20 protein-coding genes are annotated in these 18,588 nt (G+C 65.6%); 8 read left to right on the top strand and 12 right to left on the bottom strand.

The window, feature by feature from the left end; genetic code table 11:
- The first annotated feature begins 113 nt into the window (after positions 1-113).
- Together garD and AC1VNY_RS01025 are read left to right on the top strand one after the other, a co-directional pair.
- On the top strand, positions 114-1,655 hold the full coding sequence (gene garD / locus AC1VNY_RS01030; protein WP_482403762.1) for a galactarate dehydratase: 1,542 nt from the start codon (positions 114-116) through the stop codon (positions 1,653-1,655).
- A 93-nt stretch (positions 1,656-1,748) separates the two neighbouring features.
- Positions 1,749-1,922 carry a hypothetical protein gene (locus tag AC1VNY_RS01025; RefSeq protein WP_482403761.1) on the top strand — a complete coding sequence of 58 codons (174 nt, stop codon included), beginning with the start codon at positions 1,749-1,751 and terminating at the stop codon, positions 1,920-1,922.
- 29 nt (positions 1,923-1,951) lie between these two features.
- Here the strand turns inward: AC1VNY_RS01025 and AC1VNY_RS01020 are convergent, their stop codons facing one another.
- A complete protein-coding gene (locus tag AC1VNY_RS01020; RefSeq protein ID WP_482403760.1) occupies positions 1,952-3,457 on the bottom strand; it encodes a CYTH and CHAD domain-containing protein in 1,506 nt (501 codons plus the stop codon).
- 94 nt (positions 3,458-3,551) lie between these two features.
- Positions 3,552-3,809: a hypothetical protein gene (locus AC1VNY_RS01015; RefSeq protein WP_304496987.1), complete on the bottom strand. Its 258-nt coding sequence runs from the start codon at positions 3,807-3,809 to the stop codon at positions 3,552-3,554.
- 217 nt (positions 3,810-4,026) lie between these two features.
- On the opposite strand from AC1VNY_RS01015, the gene AC1VNY_RS01010 reads away from it, so the two are divergent.
- On the top strand, positions 4,027-4,203 hold the full coding sequence (locus AC1VNY_RS01010) for a hypothetical protein (RefSeq protein ID WP_162832403.1): 177 nt from the start codon (positions 4,027-4,029) through the stop codon (positions 4,201-4,203).
- 48 nt (positions 4,204-4,251) lie between these two features.
- On the opposite strand, the gene AC1VNY_RS01005 is transcribed toward AC1VNY_RS01010, so the two are convergent.
- From AC1VNY_RS01005 to leuC, 6 genes are read right to left on the bottom strand one after another with little or no spacing between them, the layout of a single operon-like run.
- Complete coding sequence (locus tag AC1VNY_RS01005) at positions 4,252-5,124, bottom strand: ABC transporter permease (RefSeq protein WP_482403759.1); 873 nt, start codon at positions 5,122-5,124, stop codon at positions 4,252-4,254.
- The gene (locus tag AC1VNY_RS01000; RefSeq protein WP_482403758.1) at positions 5,121-5,954 is read right to left on the bottom strand and encodes an ABC transporter ATP-binding protein; all 834 of its coding nucleotides are present in this window, start codon (positions 5,952-5,954) and stop codon (positions 5,121-5,123) included. Before AC1VNY_RS01000 ends, AC1VNY_RS01005 begins: the two co-directional genes overlap by 4 nt.
- Entirely contained in the window at positions 5,951-7,012 is a 1,062-nt protein-coding gene (locus AC1VNY_RS00995) for an ABC transporter substrate-binding protein (RefSeq protein ID WP_482403757.1), read from the bottom strand. The genes AC1VNY_RS01000 and AC1VNY_RS00995 overlap by 4 nt, the downstream gene beginning before the upstream one ends.
- Complete coding sequence (gene leuB / locus AC1VNY_RS00990; protein WP_304500385.1) at positions 7,012-8,145, bottom strand: 3-isopropylmalate dehydrogenase; 1,134 nt, start codon at positions 8,143-8,145, stop codon at positions 7,012-7,014. Before leuB ends, AC1VNY_RS00995 begins: the two co-directional genes overlap by 1 nt.
- Entirely contained in the window at positions 8,142-8,792 is a 651-nt protein-coding gene (leuD, locus tag AC1VNY_RS00985; RefSeq protein WP_482403756.1) for a 3-isopropylmalate dehydratase small subunit, read from the bottom strand. Before leuD ends, leuB begins: the two co-directional genes overlap by 4 nt.
- Before the next feature lie 3 nt (positions 8,793-8,795).
- Positions 8,796-10,199: a 3-isopropylmalate dehydratase large subunit gene (gene leuC, locus AC1VNY_RS00980; protein WP_482403755.1), complete on the bottom strand. Its 1,404-nt coding sequence runs from the start codon at positions 10,197-10,199 to the stop codon at positions 8,796-8,798.
- 144 nt (positions 10,200-10,343) lie between these two features.
- On the opposite strand from leuC, the gene AC1VNY_RS00975 reads away from it, so the two are divergent.
- Positions 10,344-11,114, top strand: coding sequence for an IclR family transcriptional regulator (locus tag AC1VNY_RS00975; RefSeq protein ID WP_038382433.1), 771 nt, complete (start codon positions 10,344-10,346; stop codon positions 11,112-11,114).
- Between the two features lie 270 nt (positions 11,115-11,384).
- Here AC1VNY_RS00975 and ald read toward each other — a convergent pair whose 3' ends face one another.
- The gene (gene ald, locus AC1VNY_RS00970; RefSeq protein ID WP_482403754.1) at positions 11,385-12,500 is read right to left on the bottom strand and encodes an alanine dehydrogenase; all 1,116 of its coding nucleotides are present in this window, start codon (positions 12,498-12,500) and stop codon (positions 11,385-11,387) included.
- Between the two features lie 126 nt (positions 12,501-12,626).
- Here ald and AC1VNY_RS00965 point away from each other — a divergent pair, with 126 nt between their 5' ends.
- The 3 genes from AC1VNY_RS00965 (at position 12,627) to AC1VNY_RS00955 (ending at position 15,040) form a co-directional block, all read left to right on the top strand.
- Positions 12,627-13,115, top strand: coding sequence for an Lrp/AsnC family transcriptional regulator (locus AC1VNY_RS00965; RefSeq protein WP_016847653.1), 489 nt, complete (start codon positions 12,627-12,629; stop codon positions 13,113-13,115).
- Positions 13,116-13,308: 193 nt separating this feature from the next.
- Entirely contained in the window at positions 13,309-14,247 is a 939-nt protein-coding gene (locus AC1VNY_RS00960) for a hypothetical protein (RefSeq protein ID WP_482403770.1), read from the top strand.
- An 82-nt stretch (positions 14,248-14,329) separates the two neighbouring features.
- Entirely contained in the window at positions 14,330-15,040 is a 711-nt protein-coding gene (locus tag AC1VNY_RS00955) for a type 1 glutamine amidotransferase (protein WP_482403753.1), read from the top strand.
- Here AC1VNY_RS00955 and AC1VNY_RS00950 read toward each other — a convergent pair.
- Positions 15,037-15,915 (bottom strand): NmrA/HSCARG family protein, encoded by an 879-nt coding sequence (locus AC1VNY_RS00950; protein ID WP_375763565.1) that lies wholly within the window; start codon positions 15,913-15,915, stop codon positions 15,037-15,039. The two genes, AC1VNY_RS00955 and AC1VNY_RS00950, sit on opposite strands and share 4 nt — an antisense overlap.
- 117 nt (positions 15,916-16,032) lie before the next feature.
- On the opposite strand from AC1VNY_RS00950, the gene AC1VNY_RS00945 reads away from it, so the two are divergent.
- Positions 16,033-16,929, top strand: coding sequence for a LysR family transcriptional regulator (locus tag AC1VNY_RS00945; RefSeq protein WP_482403752.1), 897 nt, complete (start codon positions 16,033-16,035; stop codon positions 16,927-16,929).
- A 22-nt stretch (positions 16,930-16,951) separates the two neighbouring features.
- Here AC1VNY_RS00945 and AC1VNY_RS00940 read toward each other — a convergent pair whose 3' ends face one another.
- Together AC1VNY_RS00940 and AC1VNY_RS00935 are read right to left on the bottom strand one after the other, a co-directional pair.
- On the bottom strand, positions 16,952-17,302 hold the full coding sequence (locus tag AC1VNY_RS00940; RefSeq protein ID WP_482403751.1) for a hypothetical protein: 351 nt from the start codon (positions 17,300-17,302) through the stop codon (positions 16,952-16,954).
- Positions 17,303-17,493: 191 nt separating this feature from the next.
- On the bottom strand, positions 17,494-18,429 hold the full coding sequence (locus AC1VNY_RS00935) for a LysR substrate-binding domain-containing protein (protein WP_057016894.1): 936 nt from the start codon (positions 18,427-18,429) through the stop codon (positions 17,494-17,496).
- Between the last annotated feature and the right edge of the window lie 159 nt (positions 18,430-18,588).

Below are 18,588 nucleotides of genomic sequence, written 5' to 3'. Positions count from 1 at the left end.
GGGGGCTCTCCCCGCGAGTCACGCTGGAGAGAGCCCCCACCCGGATCGCATCATTCGATGCGATCCGACCTCCCCCGCAAGCAGGAGAGGTGAAGCAAGTCAGGAGAAGCCTCATGGACCAGTCGATCGGCGCGCAGGAGCAGCCCCGCTACATCAAGCTCAACGAGCGCGACAATGTCGCGATCGTCGTGAATGATTTCGGCCTGCCCGCCGGCTCCCGCTTCGCCTCGGGCCTGACGCTGCGCGCCTTCGTGCCGCAGGGCCACAAGACCGCGCTGGAAGACATCGCCGAGGGCGCACCCATTATCCGCTATGGCGAGGTGATCGGCACGGCGCTGTTGCCGATCCTGGCCGGCGAATGGGTCGACGAGGCACGCATCCGCATGCCCGACGCGCCGCCGCTCGATCAGCTCGAGATCGCGACCGCGGTGCCGCCGGCGCTGCCGCCGCTCGAAGGTTTTACCTTCGAGGGCTATCGCAATCCCGACGGCTCGGTCGGCACCAAGAACATCCTCGGCATCTCCTCCTCCGTGCAATGCGTCAAGGGCACGATGGAATACGCGGTCAAGCGCATCCGCGCCGAGCTCTTGCCGAAATATCCCAATGTCGACGACGTCGTGCCGCTGACCCACGCCTACGGCTGCGGCGTCGCGATCACGGCGCCCGACGCCGTGGTGCCGATCCGCACCCTGCAGAATCTCGCGCTCAATCCGAATTTCGGCGGCGAGATCCTCGTCGTCGGCCTCGGCTGCGAGAAGCTCGCGCCGGAACGGCTGGTGCCGGAAGGCGTCGGCGATGCCATCGTGCGGATGCAGGACGAAGCCTTTGACGGCTTCGGCGCCATCGTCGACGCCATCATGACCCAGGCCGAAGCCCGGCTGAAGGTGCTCAACACCCGCAAGCGCGAGACCTGCCCGGCCGCCGACCTTGTGATCGGCCTGCAATGCGGCGGCAGCGACGCGTTCTCCGGCGTGACCGCGAACCCCGCGGTGGGCTTTGCCGCCGACCTGCTGGTGCGCGCCGGCGCGACCGTGATGTTCTCGGAAGTGACCGAGGTGCGCGACGCGATCCAGCTGCTGACCCGCCGCGCCGTCAACGAGGATGTCGGCCGCGCGCTGATCCGCGAGATGGAATGGTACGACGCTTATCTTGCCCGCGGCGGCGCCGACCGCAGCGCCAACACCACGCCGGGCAACAAGAAGGGTGGTCTCGCCAACATCGTCGAGAAGTCGCTCGGCTCGATCGTCAAGTCCGGCTCAGGTCCGATCGCGGGCGTGCTGTCGCCGGGCGAGAAGGCGCGGCAGAAGGGCATGCTGTTTGCCGCGACGCCGGCGAGCGACTTCATCTGCGGCACGCTGCAGCTCGCCTCCGGCATGACCTTGCAGGTGTTCACCACCGGCCGCGGCACGCCCTATGGCCTGGCCGCCGCGCCCGTCATCAAGGTCGCGACCCGCAGCGAGCTGGCACGACGCTGGAAGGACCTAATCGATTTCGACGCCGGCTGCATCGCCACCGGCGAGAAGACAATCGAGGAAACCGGCTGGGACCTGTTCCGCCTGATCCTCGACGTCGCGAGCGGGCGCACCAAGCCGTGGTCGGATCGCTGGGGCATCCACAACGATCTGACGCTGTTCAACCCGGCGCCGGTGACCTGAGCATTCGCGCCTCCTTAACCACCCGTTAGCCACGTCCTGATCGGCCGGGGAACGTCGCAATTCGATTCAAATTGTCCGGGCATGGAGGCACACATGACCCGGACCATCAATGAGCTCAGAGATCAGGCCGACCGCGCCGAGCGGCTGGCACGCACCGGCATGGACTCGTTGACGGCCGAGCGCCTGCGTGCCTACGCGGAGGAATGTCGCAGCCAGATCGCAGCCGCTGAGCGGGAGAGGCAATCGGGGGCATCACCAGCGGTATAGATGTCCGGGGGTTCGCCGCCACACGCTCATCAAAATTTCTCGAGTCCTCGCACTTCCCTGGCGGCGATCTTGATCAGCGGCTTGACCGCCTGTTCCTCGCGGCCGAGCACAACGCCCGAGGCAAAGGCGCTGGCGCGCTCCTTCCGATGCGGGGCCTTCAGCGCCGCATCGACCGCCAGCTTGCGGTGCGCGACAAAATCGTTGAGCGAGCCGAGCGCATCCTGGACCCGCTTCAGGTGCCTGGACAGCCGCGCGAGTTGCCCGCGCTCACCCTTGCGCGGAAACAGGCTTTCGAAAAAATCGATCGCGTATCTGAGCTTCTTGGCCTTGATGCGCACCTTGTGCCGCCGCCGGGCCGACAGCTCGTCGAGACGCCGGCCATCCTTGCGCAGCTTCCTGATGCGGCGATGCAGCAGCGCGGCCGCGAATTCCTCGATCGGACCGCCTTCGTCCTCCGCGGCAATGGTCTGCTTTGCCTCGATCCATTGCAATGTGTCGATCAGCATGGACCGATAGCGCCGCGAATTGACCGCCTGCCGCGCGCCGGCAAAGGCGCGGTCGCGGCGGTCGGAGAATTCCTGCCGGATCGCTTTGCCGCCTCGCCGCAGCAGCGCGTCATGCGATGCAGGCTCGATATCTTCCCTGACGAATACATCAAGCTCGCGCGCCGGCGCGAGCGCGTTGGTGAGCCACTTCAGCTGGGTCTTGATGTCTTCCGTCGGGGCTACGATGAGGATCTTCGAGAACAGCGAGATCGCGGCGCGCAGCCGCCGCAACCCGACCCGCATCTGGTGAATGCCTTCCGCCTCACCCTCGCGGACGGCATCGGCATTCGACGAGAAGTGACGAAGCGCGGCGCGCGCGATCACCCGGAACGCCGCGCCGGCGGTAAGCCCGGCGTCGAGCACGATGTTCCCGGCGGAGACGACGACATGCTCCTCGCCATCGGCAAGTTCATAGCCATGTTCGGCTTTCGAGCGCAGATCGAGCTCCGCCGCCGCCTTCCGCTCCAGCGCCCTGGCAACCCGGAACAGGTCGAGCCGGCGGCCGCTCTTGAGTTCGAGTTCGACCTCGTCGATTCGGCGCGAACGGTGCCCGGCCGTGGTGTAGCCGCGATCGATCGCGAGCTCGATCTCGCTGCGTTTCGTCCGCAGCGGCACGGTGATACGCCGGACCGACGTCGCGAACATCGGCTTCAGCTTGTGACGCAGCCTGTCGGACGCGAGCTTTTCGAGCGGTGTACCTTCGGCCTTGTCGAGGTCGAGGTGTCCATCCGCAAGGTCGGTCTCCCATTCGCCCCGTTCAAACTGTGGCCCCGCCCCGGACTTGATCGTCTGAACATAGCTGGCGCCATCCCGCCGCACGCGCAACGTCAGTCCGTGCCGCTTCAGCTTGTGCTTCGCGGTGTCGAAATAGGTCGAGACGAGATCGCTCTCGGACGGCGCTCCGCTTTTGCTGCCGGCGATCCGCGGTTTCTTCAGTCCCTTGAGCTTGCGCGCGGGAACGCGGAATTTGAGCTCCGTCTCGGCCGCCATCGTCGCTCCGTGGCCTGGGGCACCAAGCAAACGTCCGCCGTGACGAGGTCAGCGACGGACTTTCATGTTAACACAAGATCGCTTGAAGTTGGCGTCAATCGTCGTCGTTATGGATGACGGTCTTGCTGCGATTGCCGAATTCGTCCCGCTTCTTGATGACCGTGGTCCGGTCACGGCGCGGCTCACGCTCCCTGATCACGGTGGTGCGATCACGATCGCGGTCGCGATACTCGGGCGCCCGACCAACCGTTACGCCCGCGCCGACGGGACCTGCGCGGACACCGATATCATCGGCGAACACGGGCGATGCGATCGCGGTCACCATGGCCGCAGCCAACAGATACGTCCTCATGCCGTCTCTCCTCCTCCAGTTGCGATGTGAAGGAGGAACGTCGAGTGCGACGGACCGTTCCTGTATCGAACGTGCTGCATTTGCTCACGCGCCGGTGCGAAACATCGCGCGGGAACTCGCTGAACAGGCATTCATCTGTGTGGCGAAATACCCATGTTCCACGCGTTGAATAGCCTGAATTGATGTCCCACGTCCTTAACTAACAGGAGGACGTTCCATGAAACAGTCACAGCACTTCCTCGACAATGCGGAGAACTGCGCGCAGCTTGCCGAGCGTGCCGACGACGAGCCGACCCACAAGCGCTTCAAGCGAATGGAAGCGGCCTGGCGCGCTCTGGCAAAGGAACAGGATTGGCTCGACGGCGAGACTTCGCCAGCGGAAAATGCAGCCTAGATCCAGCCCGGCCGTGGCGACAAATGCGACATCGCCACGGCCCGCGGCCTACTCGGCGCCGCGCTGCCGCTGCCAGCGCAACAGATAGGCCTGCAGCCGCCAGATGATCGCCGACAGCACCACGCCGACCAGCATCAGCACCACGACAGCAACCATCATGCCCGAGGCCTCGCCGCGCGCCTCCGATTCGATGATGAGGCGGCCGATGCCGCGCTCGGCGCCGATGAACTCGCCGACGATCACGCCGATCAGTGCGAAGGAGATCGCAGGCGTCAGCGAGGCGAACACCCAGGCCATCGTCGAGGGGATCACCACCGTCCGGGTGATCTGCCATTCGCTGGCGCCGAGCAGCCGCGCGGCATTGGTGAAGCCCTCGTCGATCGAGCGCGCGCCCTCGAAAGTGTTGAAGAACACCAGGAACACGACGACGATCCAGGACGTCACGATCTTCGACATGTCGCCGATCCCGAATGCCAGCACGATGATCGGCGCCAGCGCGATCCGCGGGATCGAATTGACAGCGGTGATGAAGGGCTGAAAGATCGCGCTCAGGCCGTCGGATCGTCCCAGGATCAGCCCCGCGACGAAGCCGCTGACCACGCCGGTGACGAAGCCGAAGAAGGTATTCTTCAGGGTGATGGCGGTCGCGGCCCAGAGGTTGTTCTCGTTGCGCGCCAGGCACTTTCCGAAGTCGCCGTTGAACCAGCTGTTGAAGACGCCGAGCTTCGAGGTCAGGCAGCTCTGGATCAGGAAGTTGTCGAAGATCATCGACGGCTTCGAGATGAAGTAGGGATCGAGCAGGTCGGGCACCAGCCAAGGCAGTCTGGTGCGGAGGTCGTAGCCCCATTGCCAGACCGACAGCACGATGGCGCAGATCAGGACCTGCCAGCCGACCGTGCCGAGCGTGCCGTACCTCTTCATGCGCTGCGGCCCTTGACGAATTCCTCGCCGAGCGAATGCCAGATGTGCTGGAACAGCTCGGCATAATGCGGGGTCTCGCGCACCTTCACCGCGTCGCGCGGGCGCACGAAGTCGACCTCGAACATGTCCTTGATGCGGCCCGGCCGCGCCGAGAACAGGATGATGCGGTCGGCGAGCGTCAGTGCCTCGCCGAGGTCGTGGGTCACGAACAGCACGGTCTGCTGCTCGCGTTCCCAGATCCGCAGCAGCACCTCGTGCATGTCGATCTTGGTGTGGGTGTCGAGCGCGCCGAACGGCTCGTCCATCAGGAGAATCTGCGGCTCGACGATCAAAGTGCGCATCAACGCCGCGCGCTGCCGCATGCCGCCCGACAGCGCCGATGGATAGGCGTTCTCGAATCCCTTCAGGCCCGCTTGCGCGACGCATTCCGCGATGCGCTCTTTCCGTTCGCCGACGGGAACGCCTGACAGCTCCAGCCCGTAGCCGATATTGTCGCCGACGGTCCGCCATGGAAACAGCGTGTCGCGCTGGAAGACGTAGCCGACATTGGGCGTCGCCTTGCCGGCGACGACGCGCTTGCCGTCGATCAGGATCTCGCCGCCGGTCGGGCGGATCAGCGAGGCGATCATGTTGAGCACCGTGCTCTTGCCGGAGCCCGACGGCCCGAGCAACGCGACGAACTCGCCGCGGCGGACGTCGAAGGTCACGTCGCGGACCGCCTCGATCGTGGTCCTGGCAAGCTGGAACGACTTGCTCAAACCCTTGACCTCGACGCGACGATCGGCCGAGGCGCGCGGCGACACGGTTGCGCTTGTCTCGAGCGCACTCAACCCGGATAGGCCTTTCGCGCCGCTTCGATCAGGTTGGAATTGACCACGTCGGCGATCTTGAGCGGCTTGATGCCGGTCATCTCGCGGAACCAGACTTTCTCGCCGCGCGCGAAGCTCGCGGCGTCGATCGAGCCCTCATAATCCGCGACCTTCTGGATCGACGTGATCTCCAGCAGATTGGCCTCGCGCGAGGTGCTGCCGACATAGGGCTCGATGGCGTCGTAGACCTCGGTCGGCTTGTGGGTCTTGATCCATTGCGACGCCCGCCACAGCGCGGTGACGTAGGCCTGCATCTTGGCCGGGTCCTTGTCGATGGTGGCTTGCAGTGTGAAATGCGCGGTCACCGGCACCTTGCCGCCGATATGCTTGTTCCAGATCGCCTCATCGGTACCGTCGAACAGCAACTCGCCCCAGCCCTGCTGCTGTGCCTCGTTCAACAGCGACAGCGAGCTGACGAGGATATCGACCTGCTTCGACTTCAGCGATCCCAGCATGGTATCGACATTGCCGGTGCCGATCCAGGTCACTTTGTCATCGAGCCCCATGGTTTCCATATAGTATGACGACCAGACATGGTTGGTGCCGCCGAGCGAGGAGACCGAGACGATCGGCTTGCGGCCGTCGGGCCGCTTCCATTGCGCGAAGGCCTCCAGCGAGTTGATGCCCTGGTCCTTCAAATCCTTGCGGATAATGAACATCACCGAGTTCGATCGCGTGTCGACCGGCAACAGCACGCGCGCGGCACGGCCGTGGTTGGTCAGCTGCATCGGATGGGTGACGTCGCCGATGCCGATATCGCCCTGCGACGAGGCGATGATCTCGCGGGTCTTCACGCCGCTGCCGCCCTGCACCAGCTTGCAGTCGAGCCCGGCCTCCTTGAAGTAGCCGATACGGTCGGCGACGAACTGCGTCTGATAGACCGGCACCGCGACCGGATAGATTGCGCGACCCGCGGCCGCCTGCGCCCACGCACGCCCGGTCGCCAGCGCGGCGCCGCCGGCGGCGATGACCGTCAGGGCCGATCTCCTTGAAATGTGGGGCACGGCGAGGCGCGCCATCACGCGTGCTCCTTCGCGGAAATCTTGTCGAGCGCGCCGAGCACCGCATCGCCCATCTGCACGGTCGACAGCTTTTTCGCCCCGGCCTCGGCGATATCGGCCGTGCGCGCGCCGGAGGCCAGCGCGGTCTGCACCGCTTTCTCCAGCAGGTCGGCGTCCTCAGGCCGGTTCAGCGTCAGGCGCAGCAGCATCGCGACGCTGAGGATCGAACCGAGCGGATTGGCGATGCCCTTGCCCGCGATATCGGGCGCGCTGCCATGCACCGGCTCATAGAGCGCCTTGCGCCGGCCGAAGCGATCGACCGGGCCGAGCGAGGCCGACGGCAGCATGCCGAGCGAACCCGAAGCCATCGCCGCGCAGTCGGACAGGATGTCGCCGAAGATATTGCCGGTCACCATCACGTCGAACTGCCGCGGCTCGCGCACGATCTGCATCGCGGCGTTGTCGACATAGAGATGGGTCAGCTCGACATCGGAGAACTCCTCCTTGTGCAGCTTGATCATCTCCTCGCGCCAGACCACGCTGGTCTCGAGCACATTGGCCTTGTCGACCGAGCAGACCTTGTTGCGCCGGGTCCGCGCCAGCTCGAAGGCCGAGCGCGCGACGCGGCGGATCTGGTTCGTGGTGTATTGCTCGGTGTTGAAGCCGCGGCGCTGGCCGTCGGGCAGCGTCTCGATGCCGCGCGGCTCGCCGAAATAGATGCCGCTGGTCAGTTCGCGAATGATGACGAAGTCGACGCCGTCGAGCACCTCGGGCTTGAGCGGCGCGGACGCCGACAGCGCCGGGCTCGCCACGATCGGCCGCAAATTGGCGTAGAGATCGTATTTGCTGCGCAGGCCCAGCAGACTGCCGGCCTTGCGTGCCGCGGCCGGCACCTCGGTGGTCTCCGGCCCACCGGTCGCACCCCACAGGATGGCGTCAGCCTCGTCCATCGCCTCGGCGGTATCCTCGGGCAGCACCTTGCCGGTCGCCAGATACGGGATCAGGCCGTATTGCGCCTCGCGCAGCGTCATCGGCACGTTACGCTTCGCCGCGAACCAGTCGAGCACGCGGCGCGACTGCGCGGTGACCTCGGGGCCGATGCCCTCGCCGCCGACGACGGCAACCTTGACCATGTTGGATTGCGTGCTCATGCGGATGTCCTTGAAGCGGGTGTCCTAGTCGAATGAATCCATGGCCGCGCCGCGCGGTCGGAAGCCTGGAAAGCGAGGATCTCGTCGTCGCGCCGCAGCGTCAGTGCCACCTCGTCGAGGCCCTTCAGCAGCCCCTCGCGCCGCCGCGGATCGATCTCGAAGGAATGCCGCGCGCCCGACGGCGAGACGATGGTCTGGGCCTCGAGGTCGATCGAGACCTTGCCCGCGCCTTGCGTCGCCTCGATGTCGGCGGCAAGCTGATCGACCACCACCTTGTCGACGATGACGGGAAGGATTCCGTTCTGGAAGCAGTTGGCGAAGAAGATGTCGCCGAAGCCGGACCCGATGATGGCGCGGATGCCGCGCTCCTGCAGCGACCACACCGCGCCCTCACGCGAGGAGCCGCAGCCGAAATTCGGCCCGGTCACCAGGATCTCCGCCTCGCGATACGGCTCGCGGTTCAGGATGAATTCCGGATTTTCCGAGCCGTCGGGCAGATAGCGCAGCGAGCCGAACGCCCATTTGCCGAGCGTGCCGCGGATCGAATTGCCCACCAGCCGCTCGATGCGGATGATGACATCGGTATCGATATTGCCGCGCATGATCGGCGCAGCGGTTGCGGTGAGCTTGTCGAACGGTTTTGGCATGCTCTAGCGTCCCATCATCCTGACATCGGCGATCGCGCCGGCAATGGCGGATGCTGCGGCACTCGCGGGGCTCGCCAGATGCGTCCGCGCGCGCGGCCCTTGCCGGCCGACGAAATTGCGGTTCGAGGTCGAGACCGAGCGCTGCCCGGGCGCCACCACCTCGCCATTGGCGGCAAGGCACATCGAGCAGCCCGGCTCGCGCCACTCGAAGCCGGCGTCGATGAAGATCTTGTCGAGCCCTTCGGCGACCGCCTCGCGCTTGACGTTCTCCGAGCCCGGCACCACCCAGGCGCGGACCCCGGCCGCGACCTTGCGGCCGCGGGCGACCTCGGCCGCGGCGCGCAAATCGCTGAGCCGGCTGTTGGTGCAGGAGCCGATGAACACCCAATCGACCGGCGTGCCCGCGATCGGCGCCCCGCCTTGCAGGCCCATATACTCCAGCGCGGTCTCGATCGCGGCGCGCCGCAAGGGATCGTCGACCGCCTTCGGATCGGGAATCACGCCGTCGACGCCGACGACGTGCTCGGGGCTGATGCCCCAGGTCACTTGCGGAATGATCTTCTCGACGTCGATCACGACCTCGCGGTCGAACACCGCGTCGGGATCGCTCGGCAGTTCGCGCCACGCTTTCACTGCGAGATCCCACATCTCGCCTTGCGGCGCGTAGGGACGGCCGCGGAGGAATTCGAACGTCTTCTCGTCCGGCGCAATCATGCCCATCTTGGCACCGAGCTCGATCGAGAGATTGCAGATCGTCAGCCGGCCCTCGATCGGCAGCGCGCGGATCGCACTGCCGGCATATTCGACCGCATAGCCGGTGCCGCCGGCAGCGCCGATATGGCCGATCAGCGCCAGGATCATGTCCTTGGCGGTGACGCCGAGCGGCAGCTTGCCCTCGAAGCGCGCGCGCATCGTCTTCGGACGGCGCTGGATCAGCGCCTGCGTCGCCAGCACATGGGTGAGCTCGCTCGATCCGATGCCGAAGGCGAGCGCCCCCAAGCCGCCATGGGTGCAGGTGTGGCTGTCGCCGCAAACGATGGTCGCGCCCGGCAGGCTCAAGCCGAGTTCCGGACCGATGACGTGGACGATACCCTGGCCGGGCTGATCGACATCGAACAGGGTGATGCCGCTCGCCGCCGTCTCGACTCGCAGCGCAGCCAGCAATTCCATGCCGATCTTGCTGGTTCCGGCGCGGCCGGGCGCTGTCGACAGCGCGTGATCCGGCGTCGCGAAGGTCAGTTCGGGATTGTGGACCTTGAGGCCCCTGCTCTTGAGATCGAGCAGGCCGCGCGACCCGCCGAGATCGTGCAGCAGATGGCGGTCGATATGAAGGAGGTCAGTGTCCTCGCTGAGGCGCGCAATGACATGCTGGTCCCAGATCTTCTCGAGCAAACTTCGGCCGGGCATCCGCCTTCCCCTGCTCTCTGCGTTTCCATGGCTTGGTCTTGTTGGGCGCCAATCTGTGCCAAACTTGTCGTCAAGTGAAGCAGTTTTGCCCTAACATCACATATGTGATGGAGGTGCGGTACTTGACCCGCCGAGGAGCCAGCCATGCCGAATCCGAATAAGACGGCCATCGTCAAATCGGCCATGCGGACGTTTGCAGTTCTGGAGTTCTTCCGGAAAACCAAGCGGGCTGCTTCCGTGACTGAAATATCGTCCGCGTTGGAGATGCCGCAATCGAGCACGTCGGTGTTGCTTCGATGTCTCGTCGAATTGAACTACCTGGAATACGAGCGAAAGACCCGGCTTTTCATCCCGAGCTACCGGGTCAATCTGCTCGGTGACTGGATTCGTCGTTCCCCGTTCCGTGATACCAAGCTCACCGATCTGATGGAGGAACTCTGGACCGCGACGGGCGGCGAAACCGTCATGCTCGGACAACAGGCCGGCGCCGCCGGGATGCAGTATCTGCACGTTGTCCCCGGCGGCTCTCAGCTTCAGTACACGGCACAAGCCGGTCAAATACGACCGATGGTGCGGACCGCGCTCGGACATGTGCTGCTGAGCCAAATGCCGAACACCAAAATTCGCGGCATTATCCGCCGCAACAATGCCGAGGAGCCGAGTCAATCGGCGCGCGTTCGCGAATCCGCCTTTCTCGAGGAGGTCGAGCGCATTCGCCGCCGCGGCTATTCCGAGTCAGGCGGCCGCACGACGCCGGGCGCAAACACGATAGGCATGCTCATTCCCCGACCAAGGCGACGCGCTCCGCTCGCGATCGGCATCGGCGGACCGATCGAACGCATCGCGGCAAAGCGCGCGCACATCATCGAGGTGATGCAGAGCCGGCTGAAAGAACTGACAAGTGAAGCGCCGTAGCCCGGATGAAGCGAAGCGAAATTCGGGGGGCAGTCTCCCTCCACGGAGAGATCAGCCCCGGATTTCGCTTCGCTTCATCCGGGCTACGGATACTGAATGTCTGTCTTCTCCTTCCCCCTGGAAGGGGGAAGGTCGGGATGGGGGTCCGCCACAGGCGGCGCTCTATGTGGAGAGAGCAGATCCCCACCCGCTTTGCTCTGGCGAGCAAAGCGACCTCCCCTTTTCAAGGGGAGGTTGGACCCGCTGCAATTAGAGCTTTCGGATTTCGCCTTACGACGCCAGTGCTTCCTCCGGCATCACGGATGACAGATGCTGGCTCTCGGCGACGGCGCGGTTGGTGATGCGGCCGCGATGCACGTTAAGGCCTGCGCGCAGATGCGGATCCTCGACCAGCGCGCGCAGCCCCTTCGCGGCCAGCGCCAGGCCGAACGGCAAGGTGGCATGATTGAGCGCGTGGCTCGAGGTGACCGGCACCGCGCCCGGCATGTTGGCGACGCAATAATGCACGATGTCGTCGACCAGATAGGTCGGCGCCTGATGCGTGGTCGGCTTCGAGGTCTCGAAGCAGCCGCCCTGGTCGATCGCGACGTCGACCAGCACCGCGCGGCGTTTCATGCCTGCAAGCTGCGCGCGCGACACCAGCTTTGGCGCGCTGGCGCCCGGCACCAGCACCGCGCCGATCACAACGTCGGCCGCGAAGACCTCCTGCTCGATCGCTTCCAGCGTCGCGTAACGGGTGCGGACGCGGCCGAGGAAGAGATCGTCGAGCGCGCGCAGCCGCGGCAATGAGCGGTCGAGAATGGTGACGTCGCTGCCGAGGCCTGCGGCCATCCGCGCCGCATGAGTGCCGACCACACCGCCGCCGATGATCGCAACCCGCGCCGGCGGAACGCCGGGCACGCCACCGAGCAGCTTGCCCATGCCGTCGGCAGATTTGCGCAGCGCGGCGCCCGCGGCCTCGATCGCGAGCCGGCCGGCGACTTCGCTCATCGGCGCCAGCAATGGCAGTCCGCCATGCACATCCGTGACGGTCTCATAGGCCACCGCCGTGCAGCCGGAAGCGATCAGCCCCGCGGTCTGCGGCACGTCGGGCGCGAGATGCAGATAGGTGAACAGGATCTGTCCCTCGCGCAGCCTGATCCATTCGGACGGCTGCGGCTCCTTCACCTTCACGATCATCTCGGCGACGGAGAACACCTCTTCGGCGGTGTCGGCGATCCGGGCGCCGGCCTGGCTGTAGACGTCATCGCCGGCACCGATGCCGTCACCGGCGCCGCGCTGGACCACGACCTCGTGGCCGTGCGCCGCATATTCCCGCACCGAGGCAGGCGTCAGCCCGACCCGATATTCCTCGACCTTGATTTCCTTGGGCACGCCGATGCGCATGGTCCGCTCCTTGAAGGATTCGTTTCCGCCACCATCAAGGCTATGCCCCGTCACACGGCGTTTCTCAGCGATTTCCGGCTTGCTCACAGCCAAATACGCCCATATCCTTCGCTTTCAGCTCAGCTCTTGAAGGAAATCTGCGTGGACGGTCTCGATCGTATCGACCTCAGAATCCTCGCCGAGCTGGTCGCTGATGCCCGCGCGAGCCAGATCGAGCTTGCCGAGAAGGTCGGGCTATCGCCGACCGCCTGCGCGCGGCGCATCCGCCATCTCGAGGAGATCGGCGTGATCCGCGGCTACCGCGTCGACCTCGAACCATCAGCGCTCGGCCTCGTGACGACCGTCGTCGTCACCATCACGCTGGAGAAGCAGAGCGAGGATTATCTCGCAGCCTTCGAGGCCGCGATCGCGCGCTGCCCCGACGTCGTGTCCTGCCATCTGATGTCGGGCAGCGACGATTATCATCTGCAGGTGATCGCCCGCGACATCGCCGACTTCGAGCGCATCCACAAGCAGCATCTGTCGCGGATGCCGGGCGTCGCTCGCATCCATTCCAGCTTCGCGATGCGCGAGGTGGTCCGCCGCACCATTCCCGAGACTGCGCTGCGCGGCTGACGGTCACGCACCACCGCGCACTGTCACAATCGCACACTGTCACAATCTGGCGCTGTCATAATCGGGCACTGTCACAATCGGATCTGCCCGGCTCGCTCCCACACGCAATTTTTAGTTCGTGATTCGCTGCCTTCTATGACAGAATTGCTACAGTTCAATATCAATTCGGTTACACGCGGAGCGGTGAATGAGCATGGAGTGGCGGGCACGGCCGGTTTCGCTGGCTTGGTCAAATCCAGTGGTCCGGTGGTGGGGCTTCCTGAGCCTCGTCAGCGCCGCCAACATCGCGGTCTGGTTCGCGCTTTACCGCCAGTTCAATGAACAGGCCAATGGCAGCTTCAGCAACACCTCGGGCATCGGCCTGATGATGCTGCTGTGCGCGGCCTATGTGTTCGGCTGCGCCTTCCGCTCGGTCCTGCCGCGCGCCGACGTGCAGCGCATCTGCCTGTTCGACACCTGGCTGTCGAGCGTCATAGTCGGCCGCACCGTCGCCACCGTCGCCGAGGTCTGCTTCGCCGCGCAATGGGCGATCATCCTGCATCAACTCGGCACCATGACCGGCGCCGAGACCACCGTGACCATCGCCTGGATCATCGTGCCGCTGATCGTGATCGCGGAATGCTTTTCCTGGTATGCGGTGCTGACCACCCATTATCTCTGCAACGCGATCGAGAACTCGATCTGGGCCGTGGTGTTCTTCCTGGTCGGGATTGCGCTGTGCCGGCTGCTGCCGGAGTTTCATGGCCCGGTGCGCTGGGCCTTCATCGTCGCGATCGTCGGCATCGCCGCCTTCCTTGCCTTCCTGATGACCGTCGACGTCCCGATGTATCTGAATCGCTGGCGCGCCAACCTCGCCGCCGGCGGCACGCTGCTGCATCCGCTGGAAGGCCTGCGCGATGTCAGCCGGCGCTGGGTCGTGACCCATGACATCGCGGAATGGCGCGAGGAGATCGCCTGGATGTCGCTGTATTTCAGCATGGCGGTCTGGTCGAGCCTCGCGCTCTGCGTCGGCTATTCGCTCGAGGATCAGCTGCCGCGCTACCGCACCGAGCCTGCGATCGTTGCAACGACGCCGGCGCCGACAGCGCAGCACACCGCCACGATCGACGCGGCGGCGCCGTCGCGGAATTGACCGGCGACCGCCGCGCGCGGCTTGTCGCCGCCGGTGCTTTCGGAGTAAAGGCTGAGACGCCCCGCTCATCCGTCAGCGTTCCATGCCCCGCATCACCATCATCGAAACCGGGCTCGTCAGTCCGCAATTCCGCGATCGCCACGGCAGCTATCCGCAGATGTTTCAGCGGATGGTAGCCACCGCCGATCCGTCTGTTGCCTGCGACGTCGTCAGCCTCGCCAATGGCGAGACACTGCCGGATCCGGTGACATTGGATGCGATCCTGATCACGGGATCGGCCGCGGGCGTCTACGACGACGTCGCGTGGATCGCGCCGCTCGAAGCCTTCGTGCGCACGGCCCATGACAAGCACATTCCAACCGTCGGCGTCTGCTTCGGCCATCAGCTGATCGCGCAAGCGCTCGGCGGCACGGTGCGCAAATCCGAGAAAGGCTGGGGCATCGGGCGTCATGTCTATCGGATCGCGCCGGACAACGGGCTGATCGACGGCGAGACGATCGCCGTCGCCTGCTCGCATCAGGACCAGGTGATCACCCCGCCCGCCTCCGCACGCACCATCCTGTCGTCCGGGTTCACGCCGCATGCCGGCCTGCTCTATGCCAACGGCACGACGCTGTCGGTGCAGCCGCATCCGGAATTCACCGCCGACTATGCCGGCGCGCTGTGCGACCTGCGCCGCGGCCTCGCGCCCGATAGCGTGGTCGAGACCGCCAAGACTTCGCTCGCCGAGCCGCTCGACCACGCCACGCTTGGCGGCGTGGTCACGCGCTTCCTCACGCACAGGTGCAGCTAGCCCTTGCGCCACTGCGCGGCGGCGTCGCGGGCGAAGTCGCGATAGGCCCGCGGCGCGCGGCCGAGCAGCTTCGTCAGGCGTGCCAGCTCGTCGGCCGTCGCGACCGCGCCGTCGCTCTGGTACCGGCCAAACATGAGGCGCATGTCGAGCGCGAGCCATGCCGGCATCGCCGCCTTGAAACGCTGCTCCATCGCCGCGAGATCGTCGCCGCCATAGCTGACCGCGCGGCCAAGTTCATCGCGCCAGATCGCAGCCGCGCCCGCACCGGTCACGACGTCGGGGCCGACCAGCGCGTAAGTCTCGCGGCCCAGCGGGGCGGACGCGCGCTCGCGGCGCAGCAGCTCGATCGCGGCCGCCTCGCCGATGTCGCGGATGTCGACCATCGAGATGCCCTTCGCGCCGATCGGCATGCCGTAAGCGCCGAAGTTCAGCAGCGGCTCCTTCAGCCGAAGATCGTTCTGGATGAAATAGGCCGGACGCAGGATGGTCGCGGGAAGATCGAGCGCCTCGATCATCCGCTCGACCGTGTGCTTGCCGGCGAAATGCGGCACGTCGGCGTAGGCCTCGCCCTTGAACACCGACAGATAGACGATGCCCTTGACGCCGGCCTCGCGTGCGGCGGTCAGCGTCAGCATCGCCTGGGTCAGTTCGTCGGCGGCGTTCGGCACCAGCAGGAACAGCGTGCTGACGCCAATGAGCGCCGCGCGAGCCGAATCCACGTCAGCAAGATCGCCGCGAACGGCCGTCACGTGCTGCGGAAATTGAGCCTTGCCGGGCGAGCGCGTCAGGGCGCGAACCTCGACGCCGTGACCGGCGAGATGGTTCAGAACCTGGGTCCCGATGGTGCCTGTGCTGCCTGTCACCAGAATAGCCATGTCGAATACTCCTTCACTTCGGCAGACCGTCTGCCGCCGCCGAGAAGCTATCCGTTCCAATTCCTCTTTGGAGATGCCATTATTTGGACATACCGTCTCGAATATGGAACAGAACCGATGGACCTTCAGGCGCTCACCGATTTCAACCTGGTGGCCGCGCATGGCGGGTTCGGGCGCGCCAGCCGCGCCTCCGGACGGGCCAAGGCGACGCTGTCCCGCCGTGTCGCCGAACTCGAACAGAGTCTCGGCGTCCGCTTGATCGAGCGGGGTTCGCAGAGTCTGCGATTGACCGATGAGGGCCGCGCGCTGCACGAGCGCACCAGCGGTCCGCTGTCCGACATCGCCGAGGCCGGCGAAGCCGTGGTGCTCGGCGCGTCGACGCCGCGCGGCCGCTTGCGGGTCAGTGCGCCGGTCTTGCTCGCCCATGTCGCGTTCGGCCGGATCGGTGCGCGCTTTGCGCACGCCTATCCCGACGTCCAGCTCGAGATCGTCGCCGAGGATCGCCTGGTCGATCCGGTGGAAGACGGCTATGACCTTGTCATCCGCATCAACCCGTCACCGGATGAACGTCTCGTCGGCCGCCGCTTCCTGCATGACGAGCTGCTGGTCGTGGCGCATCCCGATCGGCAACGACCGGCGACCTCCGCGCGCGATCCGGATGGCGTCTCCGTCGATGCCGTTGTGATGTCGCCGACGCCACCGGACACGGTCTGGCGCATCCGACATGAACGCGAAGAGATTACACTCAGGCCGCGGCCAATGCTGCGTCTCTCATCGATGCTGATGATGCGCGATGCGGTGCTCGCAGGCGCCGGCGCGGCCCTGCTGCCCAAGCTGCTGGTCGACGACGACATTGCCGCGGGGCGGCTTGCCTATTGGGGAACGGATGCGCGACCTCCGGTCGAGATCTGGGCGCTGCAGAGCTCGCGACGGCTGGTCGGCGCAAAGGTTCGCGCGTTTCTCGACGTCGTCGAGCAGGCGTTCCCGAACCGGGTCTTCGTTCCGCCGGCCTGAGTTGCGGCCCGGACGATGCGCCTCAGGTCATGCTGCCCGGCATGAAGCAGCGCACGCGCGGATGGCCGTCGATATAGTGCTTCCACACCATGGTGCGCCCGACCTTGTTCGGCTCGGTGATCACGGCCTCGTTCGGCACGACAACCCATTCATTGTCGATAAGCACGCGATAGTGGCCGTGATCCGACCCCCAGTCGGGATCGGCGACCACATAGCCGTCGGCATCCGAGCAGCATTGTCCATAGCCGCTGCGCAGGCTCTCGAACCAGGGCTTTAGCGGTGAATTGGCGTAGCGGCCGTCGTCGCGCGCCAGGGCCGGTGATGCGAGCCAAATCGTCCCAAGCAGCAGTGCCGCACGTGTGATGACGTGCATGTCGTCTCGTCTCCGCAGATTTTGATCCAGCTGCGGGCGCGCGTCACGCATTGTTCGCCCGCGACATGGCCGTCGCGGGCGAGAACACGGCACAACCGCGCCCCAGCACCTGACGCTGAACGATGCAAGAGCAAGGCCAGACTGGATGCCGGAAGACTACGGCCGACGAAAGTATAGGGCGTGCAGCACGATCAACGACTCACTGCTGCGACCTCGGGGACGAGTGGCGGTGCGCTGCGCGACGCCGCCTGCAGCGCGCATTCGACGAACCGGCGCGGCAGCAGCGAGGCGTTGGAGCGCATCGCCACCAGCATGCGGCTCTCCGCATCCGGCGTGTCCAGCGGCTTCGCCACCACATTCATCACGCCGGCCTGCTGGTAGCACGACGGCAGGATCGAAAGCCCGATCCCGGCCGCAACGAGGCTGAGCACGGTGCGCAGCTCATGCGCCTCCTGCACCACGCGCGGGGCAAAGCCCGCCCGCCGGCACAGCATCGCGGCCTGATCGCCGACGCCGCAGCCACTCTCGGCCATGCCGACGAATTCGTGCTCGGCAAGGTCGGCCATCTCGAGCGCACCCTTCGCGCCGGCCAACGGATGATCCAGCGGCAGGAACACCATCAGCCGGTCGCGCCACACCACATGCACCTGCAGATCGGCCGCCGGCCTGAAATCGAGTGGCGGGCGCATGATCGCAACATCGAGTTCGGCGTCGGCGAGCGCGCGCAGCTGCGTTGCCGTCGACATGTGCCGGAGCTCGATCTTCACCCGCGGATAGCTGGCGCGAAAGCTGCGGAACAGCTCGGCGAACATGTCGAGCATCGGGACCGAGCCGGTGAAGCCGACGCGGATCATGCCGGCCTCGCCGCGTGCCGCACGGCGCACCGTTTCCGACGCCAGATCAAGCTCGCTGACCGCGCGCCGCGCATGTTCCAGCAGCAATTGTCCGGCCTGCGTGAGTTCCACCGCGCGCCGCGTCCGCGCCAACAGGCGCGTGCCGAGTTCTTCCTCCATCGCCTTGATCTGCGTGCTCAGCGGCGGCTGGCTGACATGCAAACGTTTCGCTGCGCGGCTGAAGCTGAGCTCTTCGGCCACCGCGATGAAATAACGAAGTTGCCTGTAATCCATCGCTTATTCCGATTCCCTATAAGTCGGGGGTCAACAAGGTATTTGACCTCACGGGGCCGTTTCCCGATCTTCGCGCGAAATCACCTGTCCTCCAAGGGAGAAGAAGGGAGAAGCGCGCGAAATGCGTCAGGTTCAGGCAGAATGGCGCGGCGCGCGCAG

The organism is Bradyrhizobium ferriligni (genome assembly GCF_056837965.1).
The sequence above is the reverse complement of the archived record's forward strand: the minus strand, read 5'-3'. Positions and strand labels throughout refer to the sequence as shown.